General features: G+C 31.4%; 28 protein-coding genes. 9 read left to right on the top strand and 19 right to left on the bottom strand.

All coding sequences use genetic code 11. The features are described from left to right. The first annotated feature begins 210 nt into the window (after window positions 1–210). Window positions 211–468, top strand: a complete 258-nt coding sequence (locus COI44_RS04300) for a VOC family protein (RefSeq protein WP_098426827.1) — start codon at window positions 211–213, stop codon at window positions 466–468. A 209-nt stretch (window positions 469–677) separates the two neighbouring features. Here the strand turns inward: COI44_RS04300 and arsC are convergent, their stop codons facing one another. The 5 genes from arsC to cdaS all read right to left on the bottom strand — a co-directional run bounded on the left by arsC (window position 678) and on the right by cdaS (window position 3,790). Beyond that, window positions 678–1,085: an arsenate reductase (thioredoxin) gene (arsC, locus tag COI44_RS04295; protein WP_098426826.1), complete on the bottom strand. Its 408-nt coding sequence runs from the start codon at window positions 1,083–1,085 to the stop codon at window positions 678–680. Window positions 1,086–1,108: 23 nt separating this feature from the next. Continuing rightward, complete coding sequence (gene arsB, locus COI44_RS04290; RefSeq protein WP_098426825.1) at window positions 1,109–2,152, bottom strand: ACR3 family arsenite efflux transporter; 1,044 nt, start codon at window positions 2,150–2,152, stop codon at window positions 1,109–1,111. Between the two features lie 19 nt (window positions 2,153–2,171). Then, window positions 2,172–2,609: an ArsI/CadI family heavy metal resistance metalloenzyme gene (locus COI44_RS04285; RefSeq protein WP_098426824.1), complete on the bottom strand. Its 438-nt coding sequence runs from the start codon at window positions 2,607–2,609 to the stop codon at window positions 2,172–2,174. Between the two features lie 58 nt (window positions 2,610–2,667). Continuing rightward, entirely contained in the window at window positions 2,668–2,985 is a 318-nt protein-coding gene (locus tag COI44_RS04280; RefSeq protein WP_098426857.1) for an ArsR/SmtB family transcription factor, read from the bottom strand. Between the two features lie 178 nt (window positions 2,986–3,163). Beyond that, a complete protein-coding gene (gene cdaS, locus COI44_RS04275; protein ID WP_098426823.1) occupies window positions 3,164–3,790 on the bottom strand; it encodes a sporulation-specific diadenylate cyclase CdaS in 627 nt (208 codons plus the stop codon). A 370-nt stretch (window positions 3,791–4,160) separates the two neighbouring features. On the opposite strand from cdaS, the gene COI44_RS04265 reads away from it, so the two are divergent. Further along, window positions 4,161–4,481 carry a hypothetical protein gene (locus tag COI44_RS04265; protein WP_098426822.1) on the top strand — a complete coding sequence of 107 codons (321 nt, stop codon included), beginning with the start codon at window positions 4,161–4,163 and terminating at the stop codon, window positions 4,479–4,481. A gap of 12 nt (window positions 4,482–4,493) precedes the next feature. Here COI44_RS04265 and COI44_RS24020 read toward each other — a convergent pair whose 3' ends face one another. From COI44_RS24020 to nagZ, 3 genes are all read right to left on the bottom strand, one after another. After that, window positions 4,494–4,655 (bottom strand): hypothetical protein, encoded by a 162-nt coding sequence (locus COI44_RS24020; RefSeq protein WP_176525884.1) that lies wholly within the window; start codon window positions 4,653–4,655, stop codon window positions 4,494–4,496. 78 nt (window positions 4,656–4,733) lie between these two features. Further along, window positions 4,734–4,970, bottom strand: coding sequence for a hypothetical protein (locus COI44_RS04260; protein ID WP_049813506.1), 237 nt, complete (start codon window positions 4,968–4,970; stop codon window positions 4,734–4,736). A 105-nt stretch (window positions 4,971–5,075) separates the two neighbouring features. Continuing rightward, window positions 5,076–6,752, bottom strand: coding sequence for a beta-N-acetylhexosaminidase (gene nagZ / locus COI44_RS04255; protein WP_098426821.1), 1,677 nt, complete (start codon window positions 6,750–6,752; stop codon window positions 5,076–5,078). A 156-nt stretch (window positions 6,753–6,908) separates the two neighbouring features. On the opposite strand from nagZ, the gene COI44_RS04250 reads away from it, so the two are divergent. Then, window positions 6,909–7,826 carry an alpha/beta hydrolase gene (locus COI44_RS04250; RefSeq protein WP_286163747.1) on the top strand — a complete coding sequence of 306 codons (918 nt, stop codon included), beginning with the start codon at window positions 6,909–6,911 and terminating at the stop codon, window positions 7,824–7,826. 189 nt (window positions 7,827–8,015) lie between these two features. After that, entirely contained in the window at window positions 8,016–8,972 is a 957-nt protein-coding gene (locus tag COI44_RS04245; RefSeq protein ID WP_098426820.1) for a hypothetical protein, read from the top strand. Here COI44_RS04245 and COI44_RS04240 read toward each other — a convergent pair. The 4 genes from COI44_RS04240 to COI44_RS04225 form a co-directional block, all read right to left on the bottom strand. After that, window positions 8,959–9,186 carry a hypothetical protein gene (locus tag COI44_RS04240; protein ID WP_098426819.1) on the bottom strand — a complete coding sequence of 76 codons (228 nt, stop codon included), beginning with the start codon at window positions 9,184–9,186 and terminating at the stop codon, window positions 8,959–8,961. The two genes, COI44_RS04245 and COI44_RS04240, sit on opposite strands and share 14 nt — an antisense overlap. A 73-nt stretch (window positions 9,187–9,259) precedes the next feature. Beyond that, window positions 9,260–9,547: a hypothetical protein gene (locus COI44_RS04235; protein ID WP_098426818.1), complete on the bottom strand. Its 288-nt coding sequence runs from the start codon at window positions 9,545–9,547 to the stop codon at window positions 9,260–9,262. A 154-nt stretch (window positions 9,548–9,701) separates the two neighbouring features. Then, window positions 9,702–10,880 (bottom strand): helix-turn-helix domain-containing protein, encoded by a 1,179-nt coding sequence (locus tag COI44_RS04230; protein ID WP_286163755.1) that lies wholly within the window; start codon window positions 10,878–10,880, stop codon window positions 9,702–9,704. A 295-nt stretch (window positions 10,881–11,175) separates the two neighbouring features. After that, complete coding sequence (locus tag COI44_RS04225) at window positions 11,176–11,742, bottom strand: DUF1643 domain-containing protein (RefSeq protein WP_098426816.1); 567 nt, start codon at window positions 11,740–11,742, stop codon at window positions 11,176–11,178. Between the two features lie 215 nt (window positions 11,743–11,957). Between COI44_RS04225 and COI44_RS04220 the strand changes: the two genes are divergently transcribed. After that, entirely contained in the window at window positions 11,958–12,746 is a 789-nt protein-coding gene (locus COI44_RS04220; protein ID WP_098426815.1) for an HAD family hydrolase, read from the top strand. 517 nt (window positions 12,747–13,263) lie between these two features. Then, window positions 13,264–13,827: a hypothetical protein gene (locus COI44_RS04215; protein WP_098426814.1), complete on the top strand. Its 564-nt coding sequence runs from the start codon at window positions 13,264–13,266 to the stop codon at window positions 13,825–13,827. Between the two features lie 67 nt (window positions 13,828–13,894). Here COI44_RS04215 and megL read toward each other — a convergent pair whose 3' ends face one another. The 4 genes from megL to COI44_RS04200 form a co-directional block, all read right to left on the bottom strand. Further along, window positions 13,895–15,091 carry a methionine gamma-lyase gene (gene megL, locus COI44_RS04210; RefSeq protein WP_098426813.1) on the bottom strand — a complete coding sequence of 399 codons (1,197 nt, stop codon included), beginning with the start codon at window positions 15,089–15,091 and terminating at the stop codon, window positions 13,895–13,897. 449 nt (window positions 15,092–15,540) lie between these two features. Further along, window positions 15,541–15,672, bottom strand: a complete 132-nt coding sequence (locus tag COI44_RS24470) for a hypothetical protein (protein ID WP_282439847.1) — start codon at window positions 15,670–15,672, stop codon at window positions 15,541–15,543. A 552-nt stretch (window positions 15,673–16,224) separates the two neighbouring features. Continuing rightward, a complete protein-coding gene (locus COI44_RS04205; RefSeq protein ID WP_098426812.1) occupies window positions 16,225–16,893 on the bottom strand; it encodes a response regulator transcription factor in 669 nt (222 codons plus the stop codon). A 21-nt stretch (window positions 16,894–16,914) separates the two neighbouring features. After that, window positions 16,915–18,054: a sensor histidine kinase gene (locus tag COI44_RS04200; protein WP_098426811.1), complete on the bottom strand. Its 1,140-nt coding sequence runs from the start codon at window positions 18,052–18,054 to the stop codon at window positions 16,915–16,917. Window positions 18,055–18,237: 183 nt separating this feature from the next. Here COI44_RS04200 and COI44_RS04195 point away from each other — a divergent pair, with 183 nt between their 5' ends. After that, window positions 18,238–18,783 (top strand): CcdC protein domain-containing protein, encoded by a 546-nt coding sequence (locus COI44_RS04195; protein ID WP_098426810.1) that lies wholly within the window; start codon window positions 18,238–18,240, stop codon window positions 18,781–18,783. Between the two features lie 85 nt (window positions 18,784–18,868). Here the strand turns inward: COI44_RS04195 and COI44_RS04190 are convergent, their stop codons facing one another. Beyond that, a complete protein-coding gene (locus tag COI44_RS04190) occupies window positions 18,869–19,567 on the bottom strand; it encodes an aspartate/glutamate racemase family protein (protein WP_098426855.1) in 699 nt (232 codons plus the stop codon). 149 nt (window positions 19,568–19,716) lie between these two features. Here COI44_RS04190 and COI44_RS04185 point away from each other — a divergent pair, with 149 nt between their 5' ends. Then, the gene (locus tag COI44_RS04185; RefSeq protein WP_098426809.1) at window positions 19,717–20,259 is read left to right on the top strand and encodes a helicase; all 543 of its coding nucleotides are present in this window, start codon (window positions 19,717–19,719) and stop codon (window positions 20,257–20,259) included. On the opposite strand, the gene COI44_RS04180 is transcribed toward COI44_RS04185, so the two are convergent. Both COI44_RS04180 and COI44_RS04175 read right to left on the bottom strand, forming a co-directional pair. Then, entirely contained in the window at window positions 20,260–20,628 is a 369-nt protein-coding gene (locus COI44_RS04180) for a DUF4180 domain-containing protein (protein ID WP_098426808.1), read from the bottom strand. A gap of 306 nt (window positions 20,629–20,934) precedes the next feature. Then, a complete protein-coding gene (locus COI44_RS04175; protein WP_098426807.1) occupies window positions 20,935–21,327 on the bottom strand; it encodes a spore coat protein in 393 nt (130 codons plus the stop codon). A gap of 278 nt (window positions 21,328–21,605) precedes the next feature. On the opposite strand from COI44_RS04175, the gene COI44_RS04170 reads away from it, so the two are divergent. Then, window positions 21,606–22,241, top strand: coding sequence for a pentapeptide repeat-containing protein (locus COI44_RS04170; RefSeq protein WP_098426806.1), 636 nt, complete (start codon window positions 21,606–21,608; stop codon window positions 22,239–22,241). The last annotated feature ends 9 nt before the right edge of the window (window positions 22,242–22,250 follow it).

The raw sequence follows: 22,250 nt of genomic DNA, 5'->3' as shown, positions 1-22,250 counted from the left end.
CTGCTGCAGTCGTTGCTCATGCGCTACGTCTAGATATCCCAGAAAATTGGGATGCACAACTTCCTACGGGACTGTTTCAACTCAAAAAATAGGAAAGTAAAAAACAGATACATTTTTCATGAATTCTCCATTTATTCCCTTTCATAAAGAAATTAATTATATTTTTTAAATCAAGACGACGCAATATTAAAAATCGGTGAGACCAATATCATGATTGCTGATATGTTTCCAGGTTTACAATATCGAAACGGCAACAATGTTAACATCTGTATTACTACCAATGAAATAGAGAAAACAAATAAGTTTTACGAATTGTTGAAACAAGATGGTCAAGTGGTGATGCCACTGAAACAAGTTCATTTTAGTCCTGCTTACGCTATTGTAACCGACAAATTCGGTATTACCTTTCAAATTTTCACAGCACTATCAGAAGAGGCTGTAAAAAGAGGTCATCAAAAAGAAAATTGACCGTTATGAATTTATTGCACAATAGGCAACTATTTAATACCTAATTTTAAATTAGGTATTTTTTATAGGTAATAAAAGTTACATTATAGCTATTGACCTTATTACCTAATGCATTTGTAGTGTTTAAATATTTGGCTCTGTTAAACTAAAATATGAGTTAGTTGATTAATGAAAACAAAAGAACCTTCCATGATAGAAGGTTCTTCTTTCTATTCTCCAGTTTCAGCAAACTGTTTAATACGAAGTCCAATTTGGTCACGAACTCTTTGGAACACATCCCATTCTTGACCTGCAGGATCATCAAATCCCCAATGAACACGTTTCACTTGTAGTGGCGTTACTGGACATACATCATTTGCATGACCACATAAAGTTACCACTAAATCTGCATTATTTAAGATATCATTATCGATTACATCTGATGTTTGATTTCGGATATCGATGCCAACTTCATCCATTGCTTTAATAGCATTTGGATTCACACCGTGTGCTTCAATCCCAGCCGATAAGACATTCCATCCATTTCCTAAATATTGTTTCCCCCAAGCTTCTGCCATTTGACTGCGGCAGGAGTTTCCAGTACATAAGAAGTAAATTGTTTTTTTATTATCTGCCATGTGGATTCCACCTTTATTTAAATTTATATTGTTGTTTCTTTTGCAAAATATTTTCTTCTCATCCACAACGCTGCGTTAACCAACGCAATCATTACGGGTACTTCAACCAATGGACCAATTACTGCTGCAAATGCTGCTCCTGAATTAATTCCAAACACTCCAACCGCAACTGCAATTGCTAATTCAAAATTGTTACTTCCAGCTGTGAAAGCTAGAGTTGTTGAAACTCCATAGCTTGCTCCTGATTTCTTCCCTAAGAAGAAAGAAACAAAGAACATAATGATGAAATAGATCAATAAAGGAATTGCTATACGAACAACATCTAAAGGAAGCTCTACAATTACTTCTCCTTTCAATGAGAACATCACAATAATTGTAAACAATAATGCAATTAACGTAATTGGACTGATTTTTGGAATAAATTCTTTTTCATACCAATCTCTACCTTTGGCTCTTACAAAAATTAACCTTGTAAATAGTCCTGCTAAAAATGGAATTCCTAAATAAATGAAAACTGATTTTGCCACTTCTGGCATTGTAATATCGATTGACATACCTTCTAATCCAAAAACTTTTGGTAATACTGTTACGAAGAAATATGCGTAAACAGAGAAGAAGATCATTTGGAAAATGGAGTTAAAGGCTACTAATCCCGCCGCATATTCACGATCACCATCAGCTAAATCATTCCATACGATAACCATCGCAATGCATCGTGCTAAACCGATCATGATTAAACCAACCATATACTCTGGATAATCTCTTAAAAAGATAATTGCTAATAAAAACATTAATACTGGTCCAATTAACCAGTTTTGAATTAATGATAGAAATAATACTTTTACATCTTTAAATACTCTTCCGATCTCTTCATAACGAACTTTAGCCAGTGGTGGATACATCATTAAAATCAATCCAATAGCTAAAGGTATTGAAGTCGTTCCAACTTGTAATTTGTTTAGGCTATCTACAAATCCAGGTGTTGAAATGCCAAGAATTATCCCAATTGCCATTGCTACGAATATCCAAAGGGTTAAATATCTGTCTAAAAATGATAATCGTTTCATTCTCTTCTCCTTTTACACACTAACAACAAGAATTAACTTTAGATGCAGTGGAAGTATTACAACAAGACTTATTTTCTATTTTTTGAACATCACTATCTGCTTTGGTATAGAAGAATTCCCACTCATTTCCGTCTGGATCCGTTAACCAAAACTTATCTTGAACCGCATAACAACAAGTTGTATCCATTTCTTCACGTGCAAAGAAACCTTCTTTTTCTAGTCTTTCCTTATGGAATAAGATTTCTTCAGATGATTCAACTTGAAAACCAAAGTGATTTACTTGATTACCCTCAACTTGATCACGAACATTTAGAGTGAAATTAAGACCTGGATTTTCTAACAGAAACTTCGTATATCCTTCTTTCACTTTAATAGGTGCTAAACCGAATACCTTTTCATAAAAAGCGATTGATGCCTCTAAATTTGTTACGTTAACCCCTACATGAACATATTTCATACAGAATTCCTCCCTTAATTTATTAAATCAAAAAAAATTGATTTAATGATTAAAAAAATTAACAACAATTACTGTTACGTTTACCGTTATCTGATTTTCGGAAAATACAACAAAGCTCTTCTGAAAGCAAGTTGTTAACTTCTGTGTCGTTCAAGTCATAATAGCTCCATGTACCTTTCGTCTCTTTTACGATGAGCCCTGCATCCAGTAAGATTTTCAAATGATATGATAGCTTTGATTGTGTCATATCGAACGCTTCCGTTAAATCACATACACATGTACTTCCTCTTTGACAAAGCTCATACATGATTTCTAGACGCTTCTGATCAGCTAACGCTTTAAATTTCTGCTCATATTTCAGGAACTGTTGTATCATCTCAGTCATATGCTTACTCCTTTATCAACTTTTCTTGATGAATTTAGTTTATGTTAATTTACCAAATAAATGCAACATATTAATCAAAAAAAATTGATTTATTTTAAAACTTCTAATGCAACTAAACTGCCATTTAAACAGCCAAACAAAAAAACGATCAAAAATGATCGTTTTAGTTTTAATTAATTGGTGCCCCATATTTAACAGGATATAAGCTTCCTTTATAAGCGAAAGATATATTTCCTGTTTCTTCTGATACAACTAGGGCAAGTGCATCGCTTTGTTCGGAAATTCCAACTGCTGCTCGGTGCCTTGTTCCAAGTTTTTTATTATCGTATGTAATTTTAGAAAGTGGAAGTACATTACCTGCTGAAATGATCATGTTATTTTCAACTAGTACTGCTCCGTCATGTAACGGGCTACCTGGATAAAAAATTGATTCTAATAATGCTGGGGACAGTTTTGCTCCGACGTGGATCCCAGAACTCATCAATTCTTCAAGTGAGTCGTCTCTTTTTACAACAATTAATCCGCCATGTTTGCGTTTGGATAAGTGTTGAACTGTGATTGCCAATTCATCAAAGATATCAGTGTACGGAGAAAGATATGAATTTAAATAAAATGAGGCTGCATCCATTTGTAAATTATTAAAGACGCTATGGATATTTTCAAATTCAGTTAAAATGCCGCATCCTTTATTTTCAATTCTTCCAATCATGCCTTCGATTTTTAAATTAAGTTGAGTTAGTGTTTTTGTTATATTTTTTCTTACAGTGGGATTTAATTGAGACTCGAATTCATCCATTTCAATTTTTCATCTCGCTTTCGGACCGAATTACCTCCACTTAAGTTTCCCAAAGTTGACTGTGTTATACCAATCATTACCATACTTGAATCAATGACAATTGATGGTACGTAACGAACTTGAGTTGATTATCTTGCTGCCTTTGCTTCAACTTCTATTTTAATATCTGGATTTGCTAAAGCTGATACATAAGCATAAGTTGTTGCAGGTGGGTTACCAGAATGAAATTGGCTCCAACAGTTTTGTACCTACCAAAGTACAGGACCAACAGATTGGGGAAAATACAAAAATTTAAGGCGTATAAATTTTGGAATAGTTTACCTATTAGTAATTTATACATGATATTATGAAAATGAAAGGTGGTGATATTGTGGTATGGTTTATTGTAATTGTAATTGTAATAATAGGTATTATACTTAAAATGAATAGCACTTCTAGCCATAACGAAGAAAAACATTCTCTTGAAGAAATCGTAGAAATTGCAGAATTCGAACTTAAATTCAGGTCAGAATTTGCAAAAAATAAAATGTTATTAAAGAGTGGTAGGATAACAGATAGACAATCAATGGAATGGTCAAAAAACTTATTGGAAGAACACAATGAAATTCAAAGAAAATACAATATAACAGAAGAAGAAATGTCTGAATACTATGAACTTGTATATTCTAAATCAAGCGTGCGTTTATCATAATTAAAATTATTTTTAATCCTTAGTAAAACTAGGGATTTTTTTGTAGTCCCTAAGTTCCGGACAAACTTGACCTGATAAAACAACTAGTTCTGCATGTCTTGGGACAATTGTGACATGACTATATTGGCCAACTGGTGCAGCAACAGATTCGGGATTTACTTTTTTAATTTTCATTTTTATTTCCTCCTTTTTTCTTTCAAAAAACCTCAAATGCCATAAACATTTGAGGTAGTCACTTTATATGTATACATATTATCTTAATAATTCTATTACTCTAGCTAATCCTGTAGGTGTTATTGAAATATTAAATAATGAAGCAATTTCTTTTTGATCTATGTCACTTTTAATCCAAGTTAATCCGTTTATAAATCCTTGCATTTCCAATTCTATTAATGCAGGTTCGACATCATCTATTTCTACTCCTACTTCATTATGAAGCCCTTTTTCAAAGTCTGGCTCTTTTTCTTGAAGTTCTTTAAAAATAGCCAATAGCATTAATCCTGCATCTGAAATCTTACTAGCCAGAAAGAACACCACCTTTTTAGACTATTTTATTCGACAAAAGGTGGTAATTTCCTTTTTTTGCTAATTTTTCTACTTATTTAATAACTTATTTGTTTTTTCAACGAGCTTTTGAAGATCCATCGGCTTTACTTGATTATTATCTAGTTTATATTTTTGTTTAAGTAAAATGATTCGTTTTACACTCTCGTTTATACGTTCTTCTGAAATTGTTTTGTTTTTGACGGCTGTTTCGATTTCTTTATAAACAGCTTTTACTTTGTTAGGATCATGAGCAACCATAATGATATCACTTCCAGCTAAAATGGAAGTAACTGCTGCTTTTTCTAAATTATAATTTTTTCCAATTGCATCCATCGTCATATCATCCGTCATGACCACCCCATCATATTTTAAATCATCCCTTAACATTGAAGTAATGATCATTTTAGACATTGAAGCCGGGTATTTGGGATCAATTTTTGGTAATAAAATATGCGCAACCATAACAGCATCTGCGTTTTGGTTGATCGCGTCCTTAAACGGTATTAATTCCAAAGATTTTAAATCAGTATACGATTTGTTTACAACTGGTAATTCTAAATGGGAATCAACTGAAGTATCACCATGGCCCGGAAAATGCTTTACAACCGGGATGATTTTCTCTGATTGAATCCCTTTCATTGTTTGTATTCCTAAATTACTTACTATTTTTGGATTATTACTAAATGAACGATCACCAATGACCGGATTTTTAGGATTACTATTTATATCTAAAACAGGTGCAAAGTCCATATTTAAACCAAAAGCTTGTAGCTGTTCTCCTAGTATTTGACCAATTTCAAATGAGAATTGTCCATTATTTTTCTTTCCAATTATTCCATTTGACGGGATCTGACCAAGATTTCCTGGTAAACGTGATACCCTCCCGCCTTCTTGATCAACTCCGAATAAGATCGGTAAATGATTATTTCGATTAGCAGCCTTTATAGAATTTACAAGTTTTACCGTTTGACTGTTATTCGTTAGATTTTCATTGTAAAAAATAAATCCACCAATATGATATTGTTCAACTAGTTCTTTTAAACTATTTGAGTAATTCGTTCCGTAAAAACCTGAGATAATCATTTGACCTATTTTTTCTTGAAGTGTCATCGCATTTAAAAGCTGATCTAGATTAGTGCCAGTACTAGGATTAAGCTGCTCAATAATTGATACTGATGTATGATGCAATGTTGGATTATTATTTTCACTAGTTGGTCTTGGTAAGATAAACTTCAGATCAATATGATTTGGCAGTTCATAAACTAAAATAATTTGATCAACTTGTTGGTCCTTATAATATTTAATCTTACTTGGCTTTTTTAATTGTTTCAGAATATCGTCATAGTGAATTTGTTTTAAATTAGAATCATATGATCTTACTTCATAAATTCGATTTTGATGATCATATCCTACTACAAATCCCTGTTTTTGATAGGTTAAGTAAGTACCATTAGCAACCTGATCTTTTTGGGTAGATTCCCCAAACTGCTCCGTTAGATCTTTTAAAGCAGTCTTCCCTACTTCTATATTTTTTTGGTTTGGAATTCCCCCTTCTTTAGCGCTTGAAAGTATATTATTTAAAATTTCTTCCGTTGAAAGTTGACTCGAATGATTAGTCTCCGTTTCCGTTTGATGATTTGTATTTTTATTTGGATTTGATTTTGATGAATCTTGGAAAACTTTATCTTTTACCGCAAAGTAAACACTTGTACAAATAATTAACAATAGTATTAATAAAAAAATAGCTTTTTTGATAATATTCTCCTCCTAAAAATATTATTTTCCCCTCTTTACTTACTTATATTTCCATTAGTTAAGTGGGCACCTTCTAACGAATAGGTGCATACGATGAGAAAGATTAACGAGGAGGGACTAATTAGCATGACCAGTAAAAACTCCCATGAAATGATTCAACCTATAAACTACAGAAATCAAAATATGAATCCAAATCAGAATAATCCTTACTATGATTATCACCAATATTGGTATAACGAATATCCATCATATCCTATTCATCAACAGCATCATTCAATTGACCAATCTGACATTTTTTATCGTCAGCATGCTCAAGCTACTTTCGTTTTAGTTCACGGCTCATGGGTTGATCCATTCTTTTGGCATGGAATAACACGAGAACTACAAAAAATGGGACATATTGTTCACACACCACAGTTACCTGGGCATGGTACAGATAAAGATAAAAATGTAAATCATGAGATGATTACAAAACAAGTTGTTCATTATATAACGTCTAATAAGCTTAATAATATTATTTTGATAGGTCACAGCTTTGGTGGTACTGTCATTCAAAAAGTCGCTGAACAGCTTCACGACCGAATTAAACGATTAGTTTTTTGGAATGCTTTTGTTTTAAATGACGGTGAAAGCCTGGCAGATCAATTTCCACCACAAGCACAAAAATTCCTTTTAGACTTAGCAAAACAATCTTCTGATAATACAATCAAACTACCATTTCAATACTTCCGGGATGTGTTTGTTAACTTGGCTGATTTACAAACGGCGCGGCAAATTTATAATGCGACAACACCTGAACCGGCAACGCCCCTTGTCGAAAAACTAGATTTAAAAACGTTTTACCAATTATCTACTCCAAGAAGCTTTATTAATTTACAAGAGGATACGGTAGTACCTGCCGGCGAAAATTCGGGTTGGTATCCTCATATGGCTAGTAGATTAGGAGTTTATCGTTTTATTCAAGGAAGTGGCGATCATATGTCAACTGCTAAAATATACCCAAGAAGAATGGCACAATTAATCGTAAATGCCTCACGAGATTAAAAATGGACTTTGCTAGTTTATGATTGTATCACTTAATTTATTTACCTTTAAGTGAAGTGAATTGATTTAACTTCATTTAAAGGTAATTTAAATTAGATTTAATCCTATTAATATATATTTAATATTTTTGTAACATGTAATATACTAATAGTATGAAAAATTTTAATATTATATTATTAGGAGACCGAAATGAATAAATTTAAGAAAATCGCAACTATAGCAACTGCAACAACTCTATCAGCAGGTATTCTATTAGGTATGCTACCAACTGAAACACAAGCTGCAACGAATACTAAAGTTGTCCAAGCTCAAAATGATTTAAAAAAACAAGTAAGCTCTTATATTAAAGTACTAAACAGCTTAAAAAGTGAAATCTATTATACAGATCAAGATGTTTATGATTATTATAAAGAATTACAAACTGATGTTACTTTATTTAATAAGTACGGATATACAGGTAAAGACGAACTAGTGAAAAAAACAGCGAGCTTTAAAACAAGAATTGATAAAGCACGTAAAGATAATGCAGCAGTAGATATGAAAAAAATAACAGCACAGTTTAATACATATATTAAAAATGTAGATTCAAAGGGTGCTAAAACTTACTTTACAACACAAAAAAATAAATTGACGGCAATTAGAAATTATCAAAACCACACATATGATTCGATCGAGTCATATGTATACGATATCGAGGATCAAATTTATACGGAAAATGAAATTTATATTCGTAAGCAATTACCTGCTGAATATAAAAACTATGAAACTGAATATTCTTTAGTAAATCAGCACTTTTTTGGGATAACAGCTAAAGATCAAGAAATTATTAGCTATGCATATGATGTTCTTGATATGGATTACACAACACATCGTCAAATCGAAAAAGATCTAGATTCTATGTTTGATAAGTATTTTAAAGATGGTTTTGATGAGATCTATGATATAGAAGATAGTGAAAGCTTAGATAATGCAATTCAAAAAAGAGATGTAGCAAAAGCAAAAGTTGTTCTTGTAAATTCAACTGCCGTTTTTAAAAAATTTAATACTTATTACAATCTATTTGAAGCTGCGGCCAACACATATAAAACAAATCTAACAGTTAAATTCGCTGATAAAGTAAAAAATGCACCTGCTACACAACAATAAGATCAGCATCTAAATAAAAACAGTCCTTTGTTTGAAAATCATCTTTTCCAAAGGACTGTTTTTTATGTTTAACTTGATTTAATTTTTCTTGTTTCGTTTTTGTTCTACGCGTATTTAAATCTAACATCGCAAACGAACTTCTACTTAATTCTGGATTTCGGTTACCTTCTCTAACTAGTTTGTCTCGTAATTTTCTTGCTTTTGATTTGCTCATTCTTTCCACCTCTTTTAACTTTATTCTTCTATTATATACATGCTTTCAAACTTTTCCACTAACACTTCATAATTTATTTTTTTGAAATTGGAATAAAGTGATTAAATAAACCGACAACCTTTATTTCCTTGTCTAAGGCCTTAACCTCGTAAACTGAAAAAAAGACATAATCTTTTTTAGTTGTAACCTTACTAATAAGTTTTTCACCTAATAAGTCAATCCCAAAATCAACATATTTATTTTTTGATTCCAATTTAAGTTGATCCTTTGCCCAAGTGACAAACTCTCCTTTAGATGGATTTGTTTGTACAGAAATAATTAAACAGATTGCTAAAGCCCCGATAACAAGTAATTTTTTCATAAAGTCACCTTTTCATTATTTTTACTATTTATATGATAAAGGATATTACTGAATTGTCCAGAAAATATCCATATTTATTAATAAAATGTCTAGAAATAATAAAAAAGGGTCCTAATTGAGACCCCTAAAAGTAAAAATAAGTTCATTTTGAAACTTATTTAATTACTGCATTTTTTACAATTTTTGAATCTAAAAATGGAATCACTGAAAAAATTTCATTAATGCCATGTTTTGATATAGCATCTAAAGCAAGTTCATTAAGTAGGTCACCTTCAATAAATGGACAGATTGGTGCTAATGACTTGATCCCATGTAATTCATAACTCTTTCTTGTGCATTCATCAATTATTTCATCACTAATAAATGGCGCCATCGATGCTAGTCCATTCATACCATTTGTTTCAAACTCTTTCTTTGCACATTCATCGATGATCTCGTCGCTAATAAATGGTGCCACCTGAGTTAATCCTTTTATTCCATTCGTTTCAAACTCTTTCTTTGCACATTCATTCATTACTTCTTCGCTGATAAAAGGTGCCACCCGAGTTAATCCTTTTATTCCATTTGTTTCAAACTCTTTTTTTGCACAATCATTCATTACTTCTTCACTGATAAATGGTGCCACCTGAGTTAATCCTTTTATTCCATTCGTTTCAAACTCTTTCTTTGCGCATTCATTCATTACTTCTTCACTAATAAATGGTGCCAAAGTTGTAAATCCTTTTATTCCATTCGTTTCAAACTCTTTTTTCGCTAATTCATCAATTAACTCTTGAGATATAAATGGTGCAACTCGTGTTAATTCTTCAATTCCATTGGATTCAAACTCTTTCTTCGCAAATTCATCAATTACATCGTTACTAATATAAGGTGCTATCCTTGATAATTCTTTGATTCCATTCGAATCAAATTCTTTCTTTGCACATTCATCGATTAGATCTTCACTAACAAATGGAGCAATATCCGCTGTATCACTAATCGTAAGATCATTCTCAACGTTTCTAAAAACTAAATCTGCTTGATCGATATTAAGAATCGGTGCAACATTTAAAAATTCTTCTTTTTCAACTTTTAACTCAATTGAAGAATCAGGATTATCTTTTTCTATTAAATTATTGATCAACTTCACGCCTTTTTCATTTCCTAAAATTTCATCAATGCTTACATTAAATATTTCAGCAAGCTCGGGTAATTTTGAAATATCAGGCATTGTCTCTCCACGTTCCCAGTTACTAATTGCTTGAAAGCTAACACCTAATTGATCAGCTAGCTTCATCTGTGTAATCTTGTTTGCTTTCCTTAATTGAGCGATTTGTCTACCTACTTTTTTCATATCAAACAATTATATCACCTCTATTTAAAAGTTAATTTCATTGTATCTAGTTAATAGAATAGTTAAAATCAAGTGTTACTTGAATTGAGGAAAAATGGACTCAAGTAATACTTGAGTTACTAAAAAGGCTGCCATTTTAGTAAAGTTTTGTAATTAACTTAAAGTGTAGCTTTCTGTCTTGAACTTAACTTAATGCTTAATTTATTATAACAATTTTTATAAGTTTAAGTATTTGAATTTTCAAGCAATAAAAAAAACAACCCAAAATGAGTTGTCTTCAGAAATAGCATTAAGTTTAATCTTTTGTAGTCCATTCGTAAAGTGCTTCAAAATTTAATTTTTCTAACCAATGTCGTTCCGCTAAAATAACTGGGTGAATCAATATATCCTTCCGATTTGAGTCATCACAAAAATTAAATAATTTATCTTTATAAGGTTCTAGCAGATCTAGAACTTCTTTTATTCGCCACTTAAATCGTTTACTTGAACCCCAACCTACTATAATAATGTCTGCATTACTAATCGCTAATTTAATTGCTTCATCGTTATGTTCGCCAACTTCGCATTCTTTCCCTCTTAGCTTTGTTGAATCCGGTTCCATTAATGCAAAAAGATTTACTAGTTCTAGCGAGCCGAAGTTACCTTTCTTATAATCTATAAAAAAGTTAAGACATCTCGCCAATATATAATCACTCTTTAGATGGTTTGCTCGACAAGGATTAAGTAATACAAGAGTAGCTTTCTTTTTTGATTCATCCCAAGTTCTTGTAAGCGAATATCGCATTAATTTATTTTGTTTATCGAAGACCGCCTTCGTATTAATTTGCATTGAATGACAGTTTACAAAATCTTCAAATGACATATACTCACTCTTTTCATCATTAATTAAAACAAAATCAACAAGGTATTATATTCCATTTAATCGTCATTTGTACTATATTCTTCATTTAAAATAAATAATCACTACATTGTATCTAAAAAAAAGTAAAATTTTAGTAGCTTCCTATTTACTAATTCATATTTTCCTAGTACGATAGTGGATAATTTATACAGTTCATATTAGGAAGGGGCTTTTTTATGATTAAAGGAATCATTTTTGATTTGGATGACACATTACTTTGGGACCAAAAAAGTGTTCAAGTTGCATTCACAAATACATGTAAGCTAGCTACAGAAAAATACGGTATTGATCCAGCTGAATTTGAAAATGCCGTTCGTGATGCGGCTAGAAAGCTTTATGAATCATATGATACATACGAATTCACAAAATTAATTGGCATTAATCCATTCGAAGGACTATGGGGGAATTTTTTAGATGATCATGATCAATTTCCAAAAATGAGGGCGAATTCACCTACCTATCGAAAAAATGCATGGACGCTTGGCTTAAAAGCATTTGGAATAGATGATCCAGAATTTGGTCATTTATTAGCCGAAACATTCCCTGAAGAACGCAAAGGAAATCCTTTTGTATACGATGAAACATTTGATGTGCTTGATCGATTAAATGGACAGTATAAACTACTCTTACTAACAAACGGCTCCCCTGATTTGCAACATACGAAACTTTCAATTACACCAAAGATTAAAGAATATTTTGATCAAATTCTAATTTCTGGAGACTTCGGAAAAGGTAAACCTGATCCAAGTATTTTTGAACATGCCTTATCATTAATGGAACTATCAAAAGAAGAGGTCATGATGGTTGGAGATAATCTTATGACTGATATTTTAGGCTCAAGCAGAATTGGAATGAAAAACGTATGGATTAATAGGCATAATAAAGAGCGAAATGAAGTTGTACCTACATATGAAATTACTCATTTAGAAGAGCTTTATCCGATTATTGATTCTTTGAATAAGTAGGTTTTGTTAAAAAAATCTAGTGGTCCATTATTGTGGGGACTTGCTGGATTTTTTTTTGATTGGGTATTAGTTCGTAATTCCTCAAGCATGTGCAATTAAATTCCCGAAATCGCAATTAAAAATGGCAAATCTGCAATTAAATTCACGGAATCGCAATTAAAAATTCTAGAAATGCAATTAAAAGGATGAAAAACGCAATCAAACTAAAAATATACCCATACTACTACCCGTATATCGGACTACTTTTTATCATTAGCTGATGCCTTTAAAGAATTTTTTTAGTCTAACTAGTCAATTCGTTCAAAAAATCAAATCAAATTTGCAAATTCACATCGACATTATTTTATAAATATTACGATTTTGACTAGATATACCCCATATTTATGTCAATGATCTTAAAAATCTTTCCTTTGAAAGACTGCTCGTCCTATAAATTTTCTTAACTAATGAAATTGACCGTTTCGATGAGTAGGATTCGTTACATAAAATGTGGTATCAAGTTTATGGAGGTTAACTATTGTCGGAACAACTTGGAATTAGCATATCTAAAAGTACTTCACCAGAGAATAGAAGTCATGTTTTAAAAAGAGCTCAGAAATTACTTGGGAAAAAGGTATTTTTGGAGACATTTTTATTTAATTATAGAGGAAGATTAGTATCAATTAATGAAGACCATTCATTAAATATTATCATTTTGGCTTCTGATGAGGTGTTTAGGCAAATTAGAATTGATTTAGCGTTGGTGATTGAGATTGGTAAATTATCTTGTAAAAGTGTTTCTTCAAGAAATGAGCAAGGAGATTTTTCAAGTAATAAGTCATGGCAGGAAAAGAGACATTATATAACTGTATCTGAAACAACGTCTCCTCAAACACAAAAAAGGATTAATCGTCTTGCAAAAGAGTTTAAAGGTGAGGTTGTCATCGTAAAAACACTAATTTATCATTATGTAGTTTGCATTAATGAAATTCATGATTCATATATAACAGTCCACCAACTCATTGATTTTGATCCACATTTTGCCATTGAGTTTAGGATTGATAAAAATATTATTTATGAAATTGTTGATTTTCCAATTTAATATTAGAGCTAAAATAAAAAGTACTTTCTAAGAAAATTTTAGAAAGTACTTTTTTATCAACTAGAGATTAACATAATGTATTGCTACTAGATTTAAGTAAAGCTTGTTGTAAGTCCGAAACGATATCTTCCCATGCTTCTAATCCAACTGACATGCGTAGCATATTTTCTGTTATGCCCATCTTTTCTCGTAACTCTTTTGGAACGACTGCATGTGTCATCGTCGCTGGATGCTGAACTAATGTTTCTGTATCACCAAGACTTACTGCTATTTTTATCATTTCTAAATGATTAATAAATTCCTGTGTATCTGCCTTTGTCCCGTCAATTGTAAATGCGAAGACTCCTCCGCCTTTTTTCATTTGCTTGCTTGCAATAAAATAATTTTGACTTTTAAAATCTCCAGGGTAAAATACATCCTTTACCATTGGATGCGATTGTAAAAATGAAACGACCTTTTTGGCATTTTCACATTGACGGTCCATTCGAACTGCTAACGTCTTTAATCCTCGAAGCAGCAGCCATGCATCAAATGGTGACATAATCGCTCCTATATCTTTTCGAATAGGGATCATATGATCAGCTAACTCTTTTGTTTTACAAACAACAATTCCTGCAACTACATCACCATGACCACTAATATATTTCGTTGCACTATGTAGCACAATGTCACAGCCTAGTGTTAATGGCTTTTGTAAATAAGGTGAACAAAATGTATTATCAACTACTACGGTAATATTATTTTTCTTTGCAACTTCGACAACCATTTCAATATCAATGACTTTCATTGTAGGGTTGATCGGTGTTTCAATAAATATAACTTTCGTGTTTTCTTGGATTAAGTTTTGAATTTCTTCCTCAGTATCCATTTCACAAAAGTTATGTTCAATTCCAAATTTGCTCTCAAGCATTTCTAAAAATCCATACGTACATCCGTATATGCCTTTTGAGCATAAAATATGGTCTCCGCTGCTAATTAAAGAGAAAATTGTAGCAGACACAGCAGCCATTCCAGAACCAAACGCTAACGCTACTTCTCCTTCTTCTAACGCAGCCATTCGTTCTTCCAAAATTTGAACAGTTGGATTTCCCAACCTTGAATAAATAAAGTCATCTCTTTCTCCAGCAAAGGACTGTTCTCCATGTTGTGCAGATGGAAATGTATAGGTAGACGTATGAAATAATGGAGGAGTTAAACTCCCGTTATACTCACTAGTTTTGTAGCCTTCGTGAATCAACTTTGTATCAAACTGATTTTTCTTCATTTCTAATTAGCCTCCTTAATTAAGTGCATGTTGATCAAACGTTAATTAAAGCAAAAAACTAAAATGAAAACCCTTACAAAATATTCACTTAGACTACTTCTATATATAGGAAAGTAATACCTTTAAACAGGTCTTACTATAGGTAAGATTACACAATTTTAAACCAACATAGTACTCAAATTTAAAATAGAAAGAACCAAAATATTCTATTTTATATTGGTTCTTTTTAATTATTTATCATAATTTTTCTATCTATCTTTTTCCCTATTACATTTTTCGTCAGTAGAGCTTTTACATTACCTGATTTAATGAATTCAGGTCACTATTATCAAACAAAAAGGAATCAGCCTATTTAACTAAGCTGATTCCTCTATCTTAATAGATAATGTAAAAAAGTACTCTCTATAAACTAGAAAGTACTTTTTTATTTTCATTTTAATCTTATTTCGTTAATCTTCTAACCACTTCAGAATTTCATCAATCCCAATCGCTTCTTCAACTTCTGGAAATTTCTTAATAAAATTTAAATCGGTATCATTTGGTATCAATTCATCAAATTCGTTTGGATCATGGAAGCTCATTGACTACACCTCTTTAGTAAATTTTATTTAATTTTTGTATTGTTAACAAACTTACTTAATTAAATACATATCCAATTTTTAATGAAAAAAGTACTTCGATTAACGAATGAATTAATAATAATAATAGTTCGTAGTTTTTTTATTTTTTCCTCTTTTTTATCACAAAAAATCTTGTACAAATTAGTTCATAGTCTAGTACAAACTCTTCCTTTCGAACATTTAATATAATATCTATTTAATTAGATCTATTTTATGATCATATTTATTACCGAGTCTATATAACGAAGATTTTCTACAACATTTTATTACTGATTATAAAATCATCCCTATAATTACTTCTTCTAGCCTTATATTTAATCTAAAATTAGCACTTTTCAATTCGAAACTTCTTCTCCTAAACTACCCTTTCCACTTTTTCCCCGAATTGATTTTAAAAGTAATACAAGCCATTATGAAAAAATTTCATTTATGTAGATTTCGGTCCAAATAAAGTAGGTGTTATCTCAGATAGAAATAACATCTACTTTTTATTTACGTTCCTAAACTTCCTTCTTACTTCACCATTCCATTCCTAAGTGCCGTTACGACTACTTGTGTTCGGTCTTCACAGCCAAATTTTTGTAATATACGATGGACATGTGATTTAACAGTACCTTCCGTTATAAATAATTTCTTACCGATTTGGTCATTTCGAAGTCCATAGGCCATTTCCTGAAGGATTTCTTGTTCACGATCCGTTAGTTTTTCGAACAGAATTGATTCACCTTTTTTACTTGGTATGGCAAATCCAGAAACAATCGCTCTAGAAAGTGCTTTTGCTGCAAGGGTTGTTTTAAAAATGGCTTCACCTCGAAAGGCTGAGCGAATCGCATCAAGCATTTCTTCAACTTCAGCATCCTTTAATAAAAATCCTACAGCTCCTGAGCGAATTCCTTGGTAAATATATTCTTGTTCATCAAATGTAGTTAAAATAACTATTTTCGTCATAGGTAATTGTTTCATTATTTCTTTTGTAGCATCTATTCCTGAAAGATTTGGCATTTGAATATCCATCAAGATGACATCTGGGAGTTTTTCTTTTGCTAACTTGATTGCTTCTATTCCGTCGGACGCCTCACCAATTAAGTTCATATCATCTTGTAGATTTATTACATAACTAAAACCTTGCCTAATCATCGTTTGATCATCAACTAGTAAGACTTTTATTTTTTCATGTGACATATTTTCTCACCCTTTCCTTCGTCACAATGGTATTTTTGCAACGATTTCAAAGCCATGTGGAAAAATAACTGAATAAGAAAGACTACCATTCATTTTCTCTAGTCTTTCTCTCATTGATTTTAATCCAAATCCTTCACTAATTTTTTGAGCATTTTCTAAATCCCCATTATCCCTTATGGTCATATTGATGACTTCAGATTCCTTTTTTAGTACAACATCTAGTTTTGTAGCTTGAGAATGACGTATAACATTTGTAATTGATTCTTGTAAAATTCTAAACAGTATTTTGTATACCTCTACGTCTATTTCAACATCACCAATCTCCGCTTTAAAGGAATATTGAATAGTTGATGAGGACTCCATATGTGTCAATAAAGTTTCTAATGTGCCAATTGCAGATTGAGGTAGATCATCAGCCAGAGAATGAACGGATTTTCGTATATCATCTAAACCTTTTCGAGCAACTACTAACATATCCTTTAAACTTTGTTCGGCTTGATTTGGATCCTTTTTTATCATATATTGTACAGCTTGCATTTGAACGATGATTGAAGTTAAACTATGTCCCACGGCATCATGAATATCTCTTGCAATTCGATTTCTCTCTTCTAAAACTGCATTTTGCATAACAGTAGAAGACGCTTCTTGTAATTGACTGTATGCTTTTTCTAAATTAACGACATATTGTTTATTCAATTCATACATTTCATTTCGCTGCATTCTACTTCTAATATTTAAATAAATAATAATGGAGATCAAAATATAAGTTAAAACATTTAATAAATCTTGGTGTCCGAATCGCGTATAGATTAAAGCAATGACAATCATAACGATCATTGATGTAATCGGAGTCCTCGATAAAGATGACCGAATAATCGTTACGTGAAACATAAATGCTAAAAAATACAACACATTTATTTCTTTAAACAGAATTAATCCTACCAACGCTTCAATCACCATAATACTAAACGCAATAACTAAATTTACATTCGACCATTTATCTTTAGGAATCAATAAAATACATGTTAAAGTAACCCAAATCGTTAAATAAAGTGCCGTTTTAAGAGGTGGTCCATCAAATAATTTCCCGGTACTCATGAAAATTAAAATAATAGTAGCACCTATGATTGGTCTTAATAAGAAGACATTATTCTCCTTCAAAATAAACTTACTCCTCTCAATTACCCTTTAAAAAAATTCACTTTTAATTTTAATCAATATTCTTCCTGTTTTCCTCTATCTCTAGTTATAGACTTTATGAATAAATTTCTATCAAATAGAAGTCGATTCAAAATAAATAAAAGAATATCATATGAACATACAATACAAATTAAGGAGAAAAAAATGAATCAACAATATATTTTTATTGGAGTTATTATTTTACTTTTAGTTTATCGCATCCTTAAAAGGGTCCGCCGAAGTATTGGATGGCAGCAATTGAATAAGAAGAGAATGCGTATAAGTACAGTTATCTTCTTTATAATTGGAGCATTAATACTATTTCAAGGTGGTTTAAAACCAATTATTTTAACTTCAGATATTGTTGGTATTTTAATTGGGATTGGGCTAGCTTATTTCGCTTCAATCAAAACAAATTTTGAAAATAGAAATGGAGTATGGTTCTATCATACTAATATTTGGATAAGTGGTACTGTTACACTACTATTCTTCGGTCGCTTGGTTTATCGAATTTATGATATTTATTCAATTGAAAAACTAAGTGGATTACAAAATGATGTTTTATCTAACAGATTACAGAGAATGGCTTCTGGATGGTCTGCTGGGCTAATGCTAATCATGTTTGCCTATTATATTGTCTTCAATTTATATATGATTCGAAAAGAGAAAACACTTGCTCAAGCAAACAACGATTTCCCTATTGAAGGTTAATTACTGTACACCTTACTGAAATAGTTCTAAATGGTGAAATATGAAAACCCACAAGGAATTTTTTATACCTTGTGGGTTTCTTTTATTATTGAATATCTAAAGCAAAATCCACAGCACTTTCAGCATGAATTCTTGTTGTATCAAAGACAGGGATATTGCAATTTTCCTGAGAGATTAACATCGTTATTTCAGTACATCCCAAAATAACCGCTTCCGCTCCGTGTTCAATTAAATGATCGATTATGTTTAAATAAACTTGCTTAGATTCCTCTTTTACAATTCCAAGACAAAGTTCTTCATAAATAATAGTATGTATCAGTTTTCTTTCCGCTTCATTTGGGACAATAACATCTAAACCAAACTGCTCAATTAATCTTCCTTTATAAAAATCATGCTCCATTGTAAATGCTGTTCCTAACAAAGCAACTTTTTTAATTCCATTAGTAACAATTTCTTTAGCAGTTGCATCTGCAATATGTAATAAAGGAATTTTGACGGATTCTTCAACTTTCTTTGCCATCTTATGCATTGTATTCGTACAAATAACAAGGCAATCTGCTCCATTTGTCTCCAGCTTTTTAGCAATTTCAATCATAATTTTCGTTAACTCATCCCATCGATCCTCAAACTGAAGCGTTTTAATTTCTTGAAAATCGACTGAATACAGTAAGCTTTTTGCGGAGTGATGTCCGCCAAGCTTTTCTTTCACACGTTCGTTCATAATTTGATAATACAGTAATGAAGACTCCCAACTCATACCACCAATCAGCCCAATTGTTTTCATCATCATTCAGCTCCTTTTTTTAAAAAAATTTTTACTCATCTGTTCATCAAAAAATTCAAAATCTATTAATATCTCTTAGTTTAACAAGGAAATTTAACAAGAACTATAGAATAGTTTAAGCACATTAATATGAAGTAGGAGAGAACAAAATGCATATTGAAAAAGAAAAAATATACCCTAATTGTCCATTTATTACTAGAATAGTAGAAATTGGTGGCCAAACGAAATCCCAGTTAATCGAGAAACTAAAACAAGCCTCTATCTCAATGAACGAATATGGTGAGATGCTATTAAAAGATGATCGATTTACAGTATCAAATATAAAGTACAGCCTTCAAACAGTTGAACTAACGGTTGGCGATCTTGGATTTTTAGAAGGAGCTACAACACCTCAAATTTATAAAAAATCAAAGGAACTAAATTTGCACTTGTGCCCTCTTGAGCTAGGACCTTACATAAGACTATCCTATTTAGATCAACCAGAAGGTTTTATAGGGAATTCTGTAAAGCAACATCAAGCTCCATCCGGTTCAATCACAATTTCATCTGAGGCACTATCTGAAGATGAAGATTTTCCGAAAGGTTTTTACATTAGACGAATTAATGGTGTACTATGGCTTCGCGGATACCGTGCCGACCATCTACATGTTTGGAACAACGATGATCATTTTATCTTTTGTCAAAAAGAGTGATTAGTTTGCTTTAGATAATCGATCAATTGCTTCTAGTTCTGTTGTAACAAAAAATACATTATTCCCTTTATTACACTCATAAATGAAATCTTTTAGTGACTTACTTGTATAACTAGAAAAGTCACCTATAATCGCAAACTTAATATTGTAGTTAACGAACTTTTGAAGCACCGCACCTGCAAGTTTTGTACTAAGATTGAAAAAATCTTCTGAAATTGCTTCTTTGTTAAGTGCTATACGATTACTATTATGCTCATAGCTTATTGTCATAATCAGATCTAAAGCACTTTGCTCATCTGTAAGAATTACTGAATCTAAATTGGCGATTGCAATTAGATGTCCATTTACTTCAGTTGTATTAATATTCATCTACTCTTCCCCTTTTCAAAGTTTTTATTATTTCTACTATTTTAAAACAAAGAATATGTAGCATGAAGCGATACTTTTGTTTTTATTTTTAATAATTCATTATAGATGAACACCAAAATACCATCTATTTTTGTCGGACTGATAAAAATAGATGGTATTAAAATCAAACTCGGGATAACTTTCTTTGAAGACGGGAGACTACCAACAGCTTCAAAAAAAGTCATAAACCCTAGCAAAAAATCATTTAATAAATTTGAATAAGAAGTTAGGACCTAATAAGCTTGTCCTTTTCTTCTCCAAATATTATTAGCCGAGTTTTGCTACTACTTGTGCTAACAATGCAATTGCAGCTTGAATGACTGCTTCAAATTGCAGTTCAGTTTGTGTTACGACAATTCCATCTGCTTTTTCAATGAAAACAGATTGTGATTGTAATTGAAGGTTTTCTAAGGATTGAGCAACTTTTTGAAGTTGACTAATTCTTGGATCATCACCAAAAATAAGAACCACAGCTTCAATTGCAGCACTTAGTGAAAGTTGTACTAAAACTAAAGCTTGAGCTTCAGTCTGAGCAACTGTAATATTGTGTGCATCACGAATTACTAATCTTTGAACTTCTGCTTGTGCATTTTCTACTCTATTAAAAGATCCTTGTCTTTGATTTACACTAGCATTAGCAACTGGACGAATTGAATGCATTAAATCACCTCCTGATATTTTAATATAATTTATTCAAAATACTAGAAAGTAGATTGGACAAGTATCCTAGTATAAATATGGAAGTTTTAATAGATTTCGATTTTTTAAATGGCAAGCTGGAATAAGTCATCTAATTAAGACCGAGAAAAGATAAGCTGTTTTGTACACAGACCTAATAAAATTAAAAGTCTTTTTTTAAACCTCAAAGTTCTTTATAGTAATGAGTAGTTAATCACGGATGTAAGTTTCATCCAACTTACTTAAAGAGAGGAATCACTATGAAAATCGATACACCTACTATCCCCAAAGAATTAATAGCTAAGAATTTTTATGATATTTTTTATGAAGAGGACCCAGAATTAGGAATGTGTGAGATTTCTGGCTCTGTTTTTGAAAATGAAGTTGTAGATCGAGTATTTTTATATAAAGCGGTCATCAAGAATTGTAAATTTACGAATTCAGATTTTAAAAATATCAGTATGACTGATGTATATTTTGAAGACTGTGATTTATCTAATTGCAATATGAGAAATTCTTCGATCCACAAAGTTATCTTTAAAAATTGTAAATTATTAGGTGCAAATTTTACGGAATCTAGCATTGGTAATGTACAGTTCGAAAATTCTGTTTTGAATTTGTCACTATTCGGTGATTCAAAACTAGAAAAGGTAATTTTTCGAGACTCAGTTCTAAAAAGTACTGATTTTTATGATTGTAAATTCAAAAAAGTTGATTTTAATAGATGTAATATTGATGGAGCAAATTTTGAACAAACATCTCTCAATGGCATCGATATTAGTAGTTCTACTTTTAATGAATTAACAGTTTCAATTAGTAATTTAAATGGCTGTAAGGTTTCATCAAATCAAGCCGTTCAATTTGCAACATTGATGGGTCTAAAGATTGTAGATTAAAAGTAGAGT

This window comes from Bacillus sp. AFS088145, assembly GCF_002564465.1.
Lineage (GTDB): Bacteria > Bacillota > Bacilli > Bacillales > Bacillaceae_G > Gottfriedia.
This window is presented reverse-complemented; position numbering and strand designations above follow the sequence as displayed.

Bases quoted from the DNA above. Each gene is read 5' to 3' on its own strand.
- COI44_RS04300 (WP_098426827.1), top strand. From the start codon at position 211: ATGATTGCTGATATGTTTCCAGGTTTACAATATCGAAACGGCAACAAT.
- arsC (WP_098426826.1), bottom strand. From the start codon at position 1,085: ATGGCAGATAATAAAAAAACAATTTACTTCTTATGTACTGGAAACTCC.
- arsB (WP_098426825.1), bottom strand. From the start codon at position 2,152: ATGAAACGATTATCATTTTTAGACAGATATTTAACCCTTTGGATATTC.
- COI44_RS04285 (WP_098426824.1), bottom strand. From the start codon at position 2,609: ATGAAATATGTTCATGTAGGGGTTAACGTAACAAATTTAGAGGCATCA.
- COI44_RS04280 (WP_098426857.1), bottom strand. From the start codon at position 2,985: ATGATACAACAGTTCCTGAAATATGAGCAGAAATTTAAAGCGTTAGCT.
- cdaS (WP_098426823.1), bottom strand. From the start codon at position 3,790: ATGGATGAATTCGAGTCTCAATTAAATCCCACTGTAAGAAAAAATATA.
- COI44_RS24020 (WP_176525884.1), bottom strand. From the start codon at position 4,655: ATGAAAATTAAAAAAGTAAATCCCGAATCTGTTGCTGCACCAGTTGGC.
- COI44_RS04250 (WP_286163747.1), top strand. From the start codon at position 6,909: ATGACCAGTAAAAACTCCCATGAAATGATTCAACCTATAAACTACAGA.
- COI44_RS04245 (WP_098426820.1), top strand. From the start codon at position 8,016: ATGAATAAATTTAAGAAAATCGCAACTATAGCAACTGCAACAACTCTA.
- COI44_RS04240 (WP_098426819.1), bottom strand. From the start codon at position 9,186: ATGAGCAAATCAAAAGCAAGAAAATTACGAGACAAACTAGTTAGAGAA.
- COI44_RS04235 (WP_098426818.1), bottom strand. From the start codon at position 9,547: ATGAAAAAATTACTTGTTATCGGGGCTTTAGCAATCTGTTTAATTATT.
- COI44_RS04230 (WP_286163755.1), bottom strand. From the start codon at position 10,880: ATGAAAAAAGTAGGTAGACAAATCGCTCAATTAAGGAAAGCAAACAAG.
- COI44_RS04225 (WP_098426816.1), bottom strand. From the start codon at position 11,742: ATGTCATTTGAAGATTTTGTAAACTGTCATTCAATGCAAATTAATACG.
- COI44_RS04220 (WP_098426815.1), top strand. From the start codon at position 11,958: ATGATTAAAGGAATCATTTTTGATTTGGATGACACATTACTTTGGGAC.
- megL (WP_098426813.1), bottom strand. From the start codon at position 15,091: ATGAAGAAAAATCAGTTTGATACAAAGTTGATTCACGAAGGCTACAAA.
- COI44_RS24470 (WP_282439847.1), bottom strand. From the start codon at position 15,672: ATGAGCTTCCATGATCCAAACGAATTTGATGAATTGATACCAAATGAT.
- COI44_RS04205 (WP_098426812.1), bottom strand. From the start codon at position 16,893: ATGTCACATGAAAAAATAAAAGTCTTACTAGTTGATGATCAAACGATG.
- COI44_RS04195 (WP_098426810.1), top strand. From the start codon at position 18,238: ATGAATCAACAATATATTTTTATTGGAGTTATTATTTTACTTTTAGTT.
- COI44_RS04190 (WP_098426855.1), bottom strand. From the start codon at position 19,567: ATGAAAACAATTGGGCTGATTGGTGGTATGAGTTGGGAGTCTTCATTA.
- COI44_RS04185 (WP_098426809.1), top strand. From the start codon at position 19,717: ATGCATATTGAAAAAGAAAAAATATACCCTAATTGTCCATTTATTACT.
- COI44_RS04180 (WP_098426808.1), bottom strand. From the start codon at position 20,628: ATGAATATTAATACAACTGAAGTAAATGGACATCTAATTGCAATCGCC.
- COI44_RS04175 (WP_098426807.1), bottom strand. From the start codon at position 21,327: ATGCATTCAATTCGTCCAGTTGCTAATGCTAGTGTAAATCAAAGACAA.
- COI44_RS04170 (WP_098426806.1), top strand. From the start codon at position 21,606: ATGAAAATCGATACACCTACTATCCCCAAAGAATTAATAGCTAAGAAT.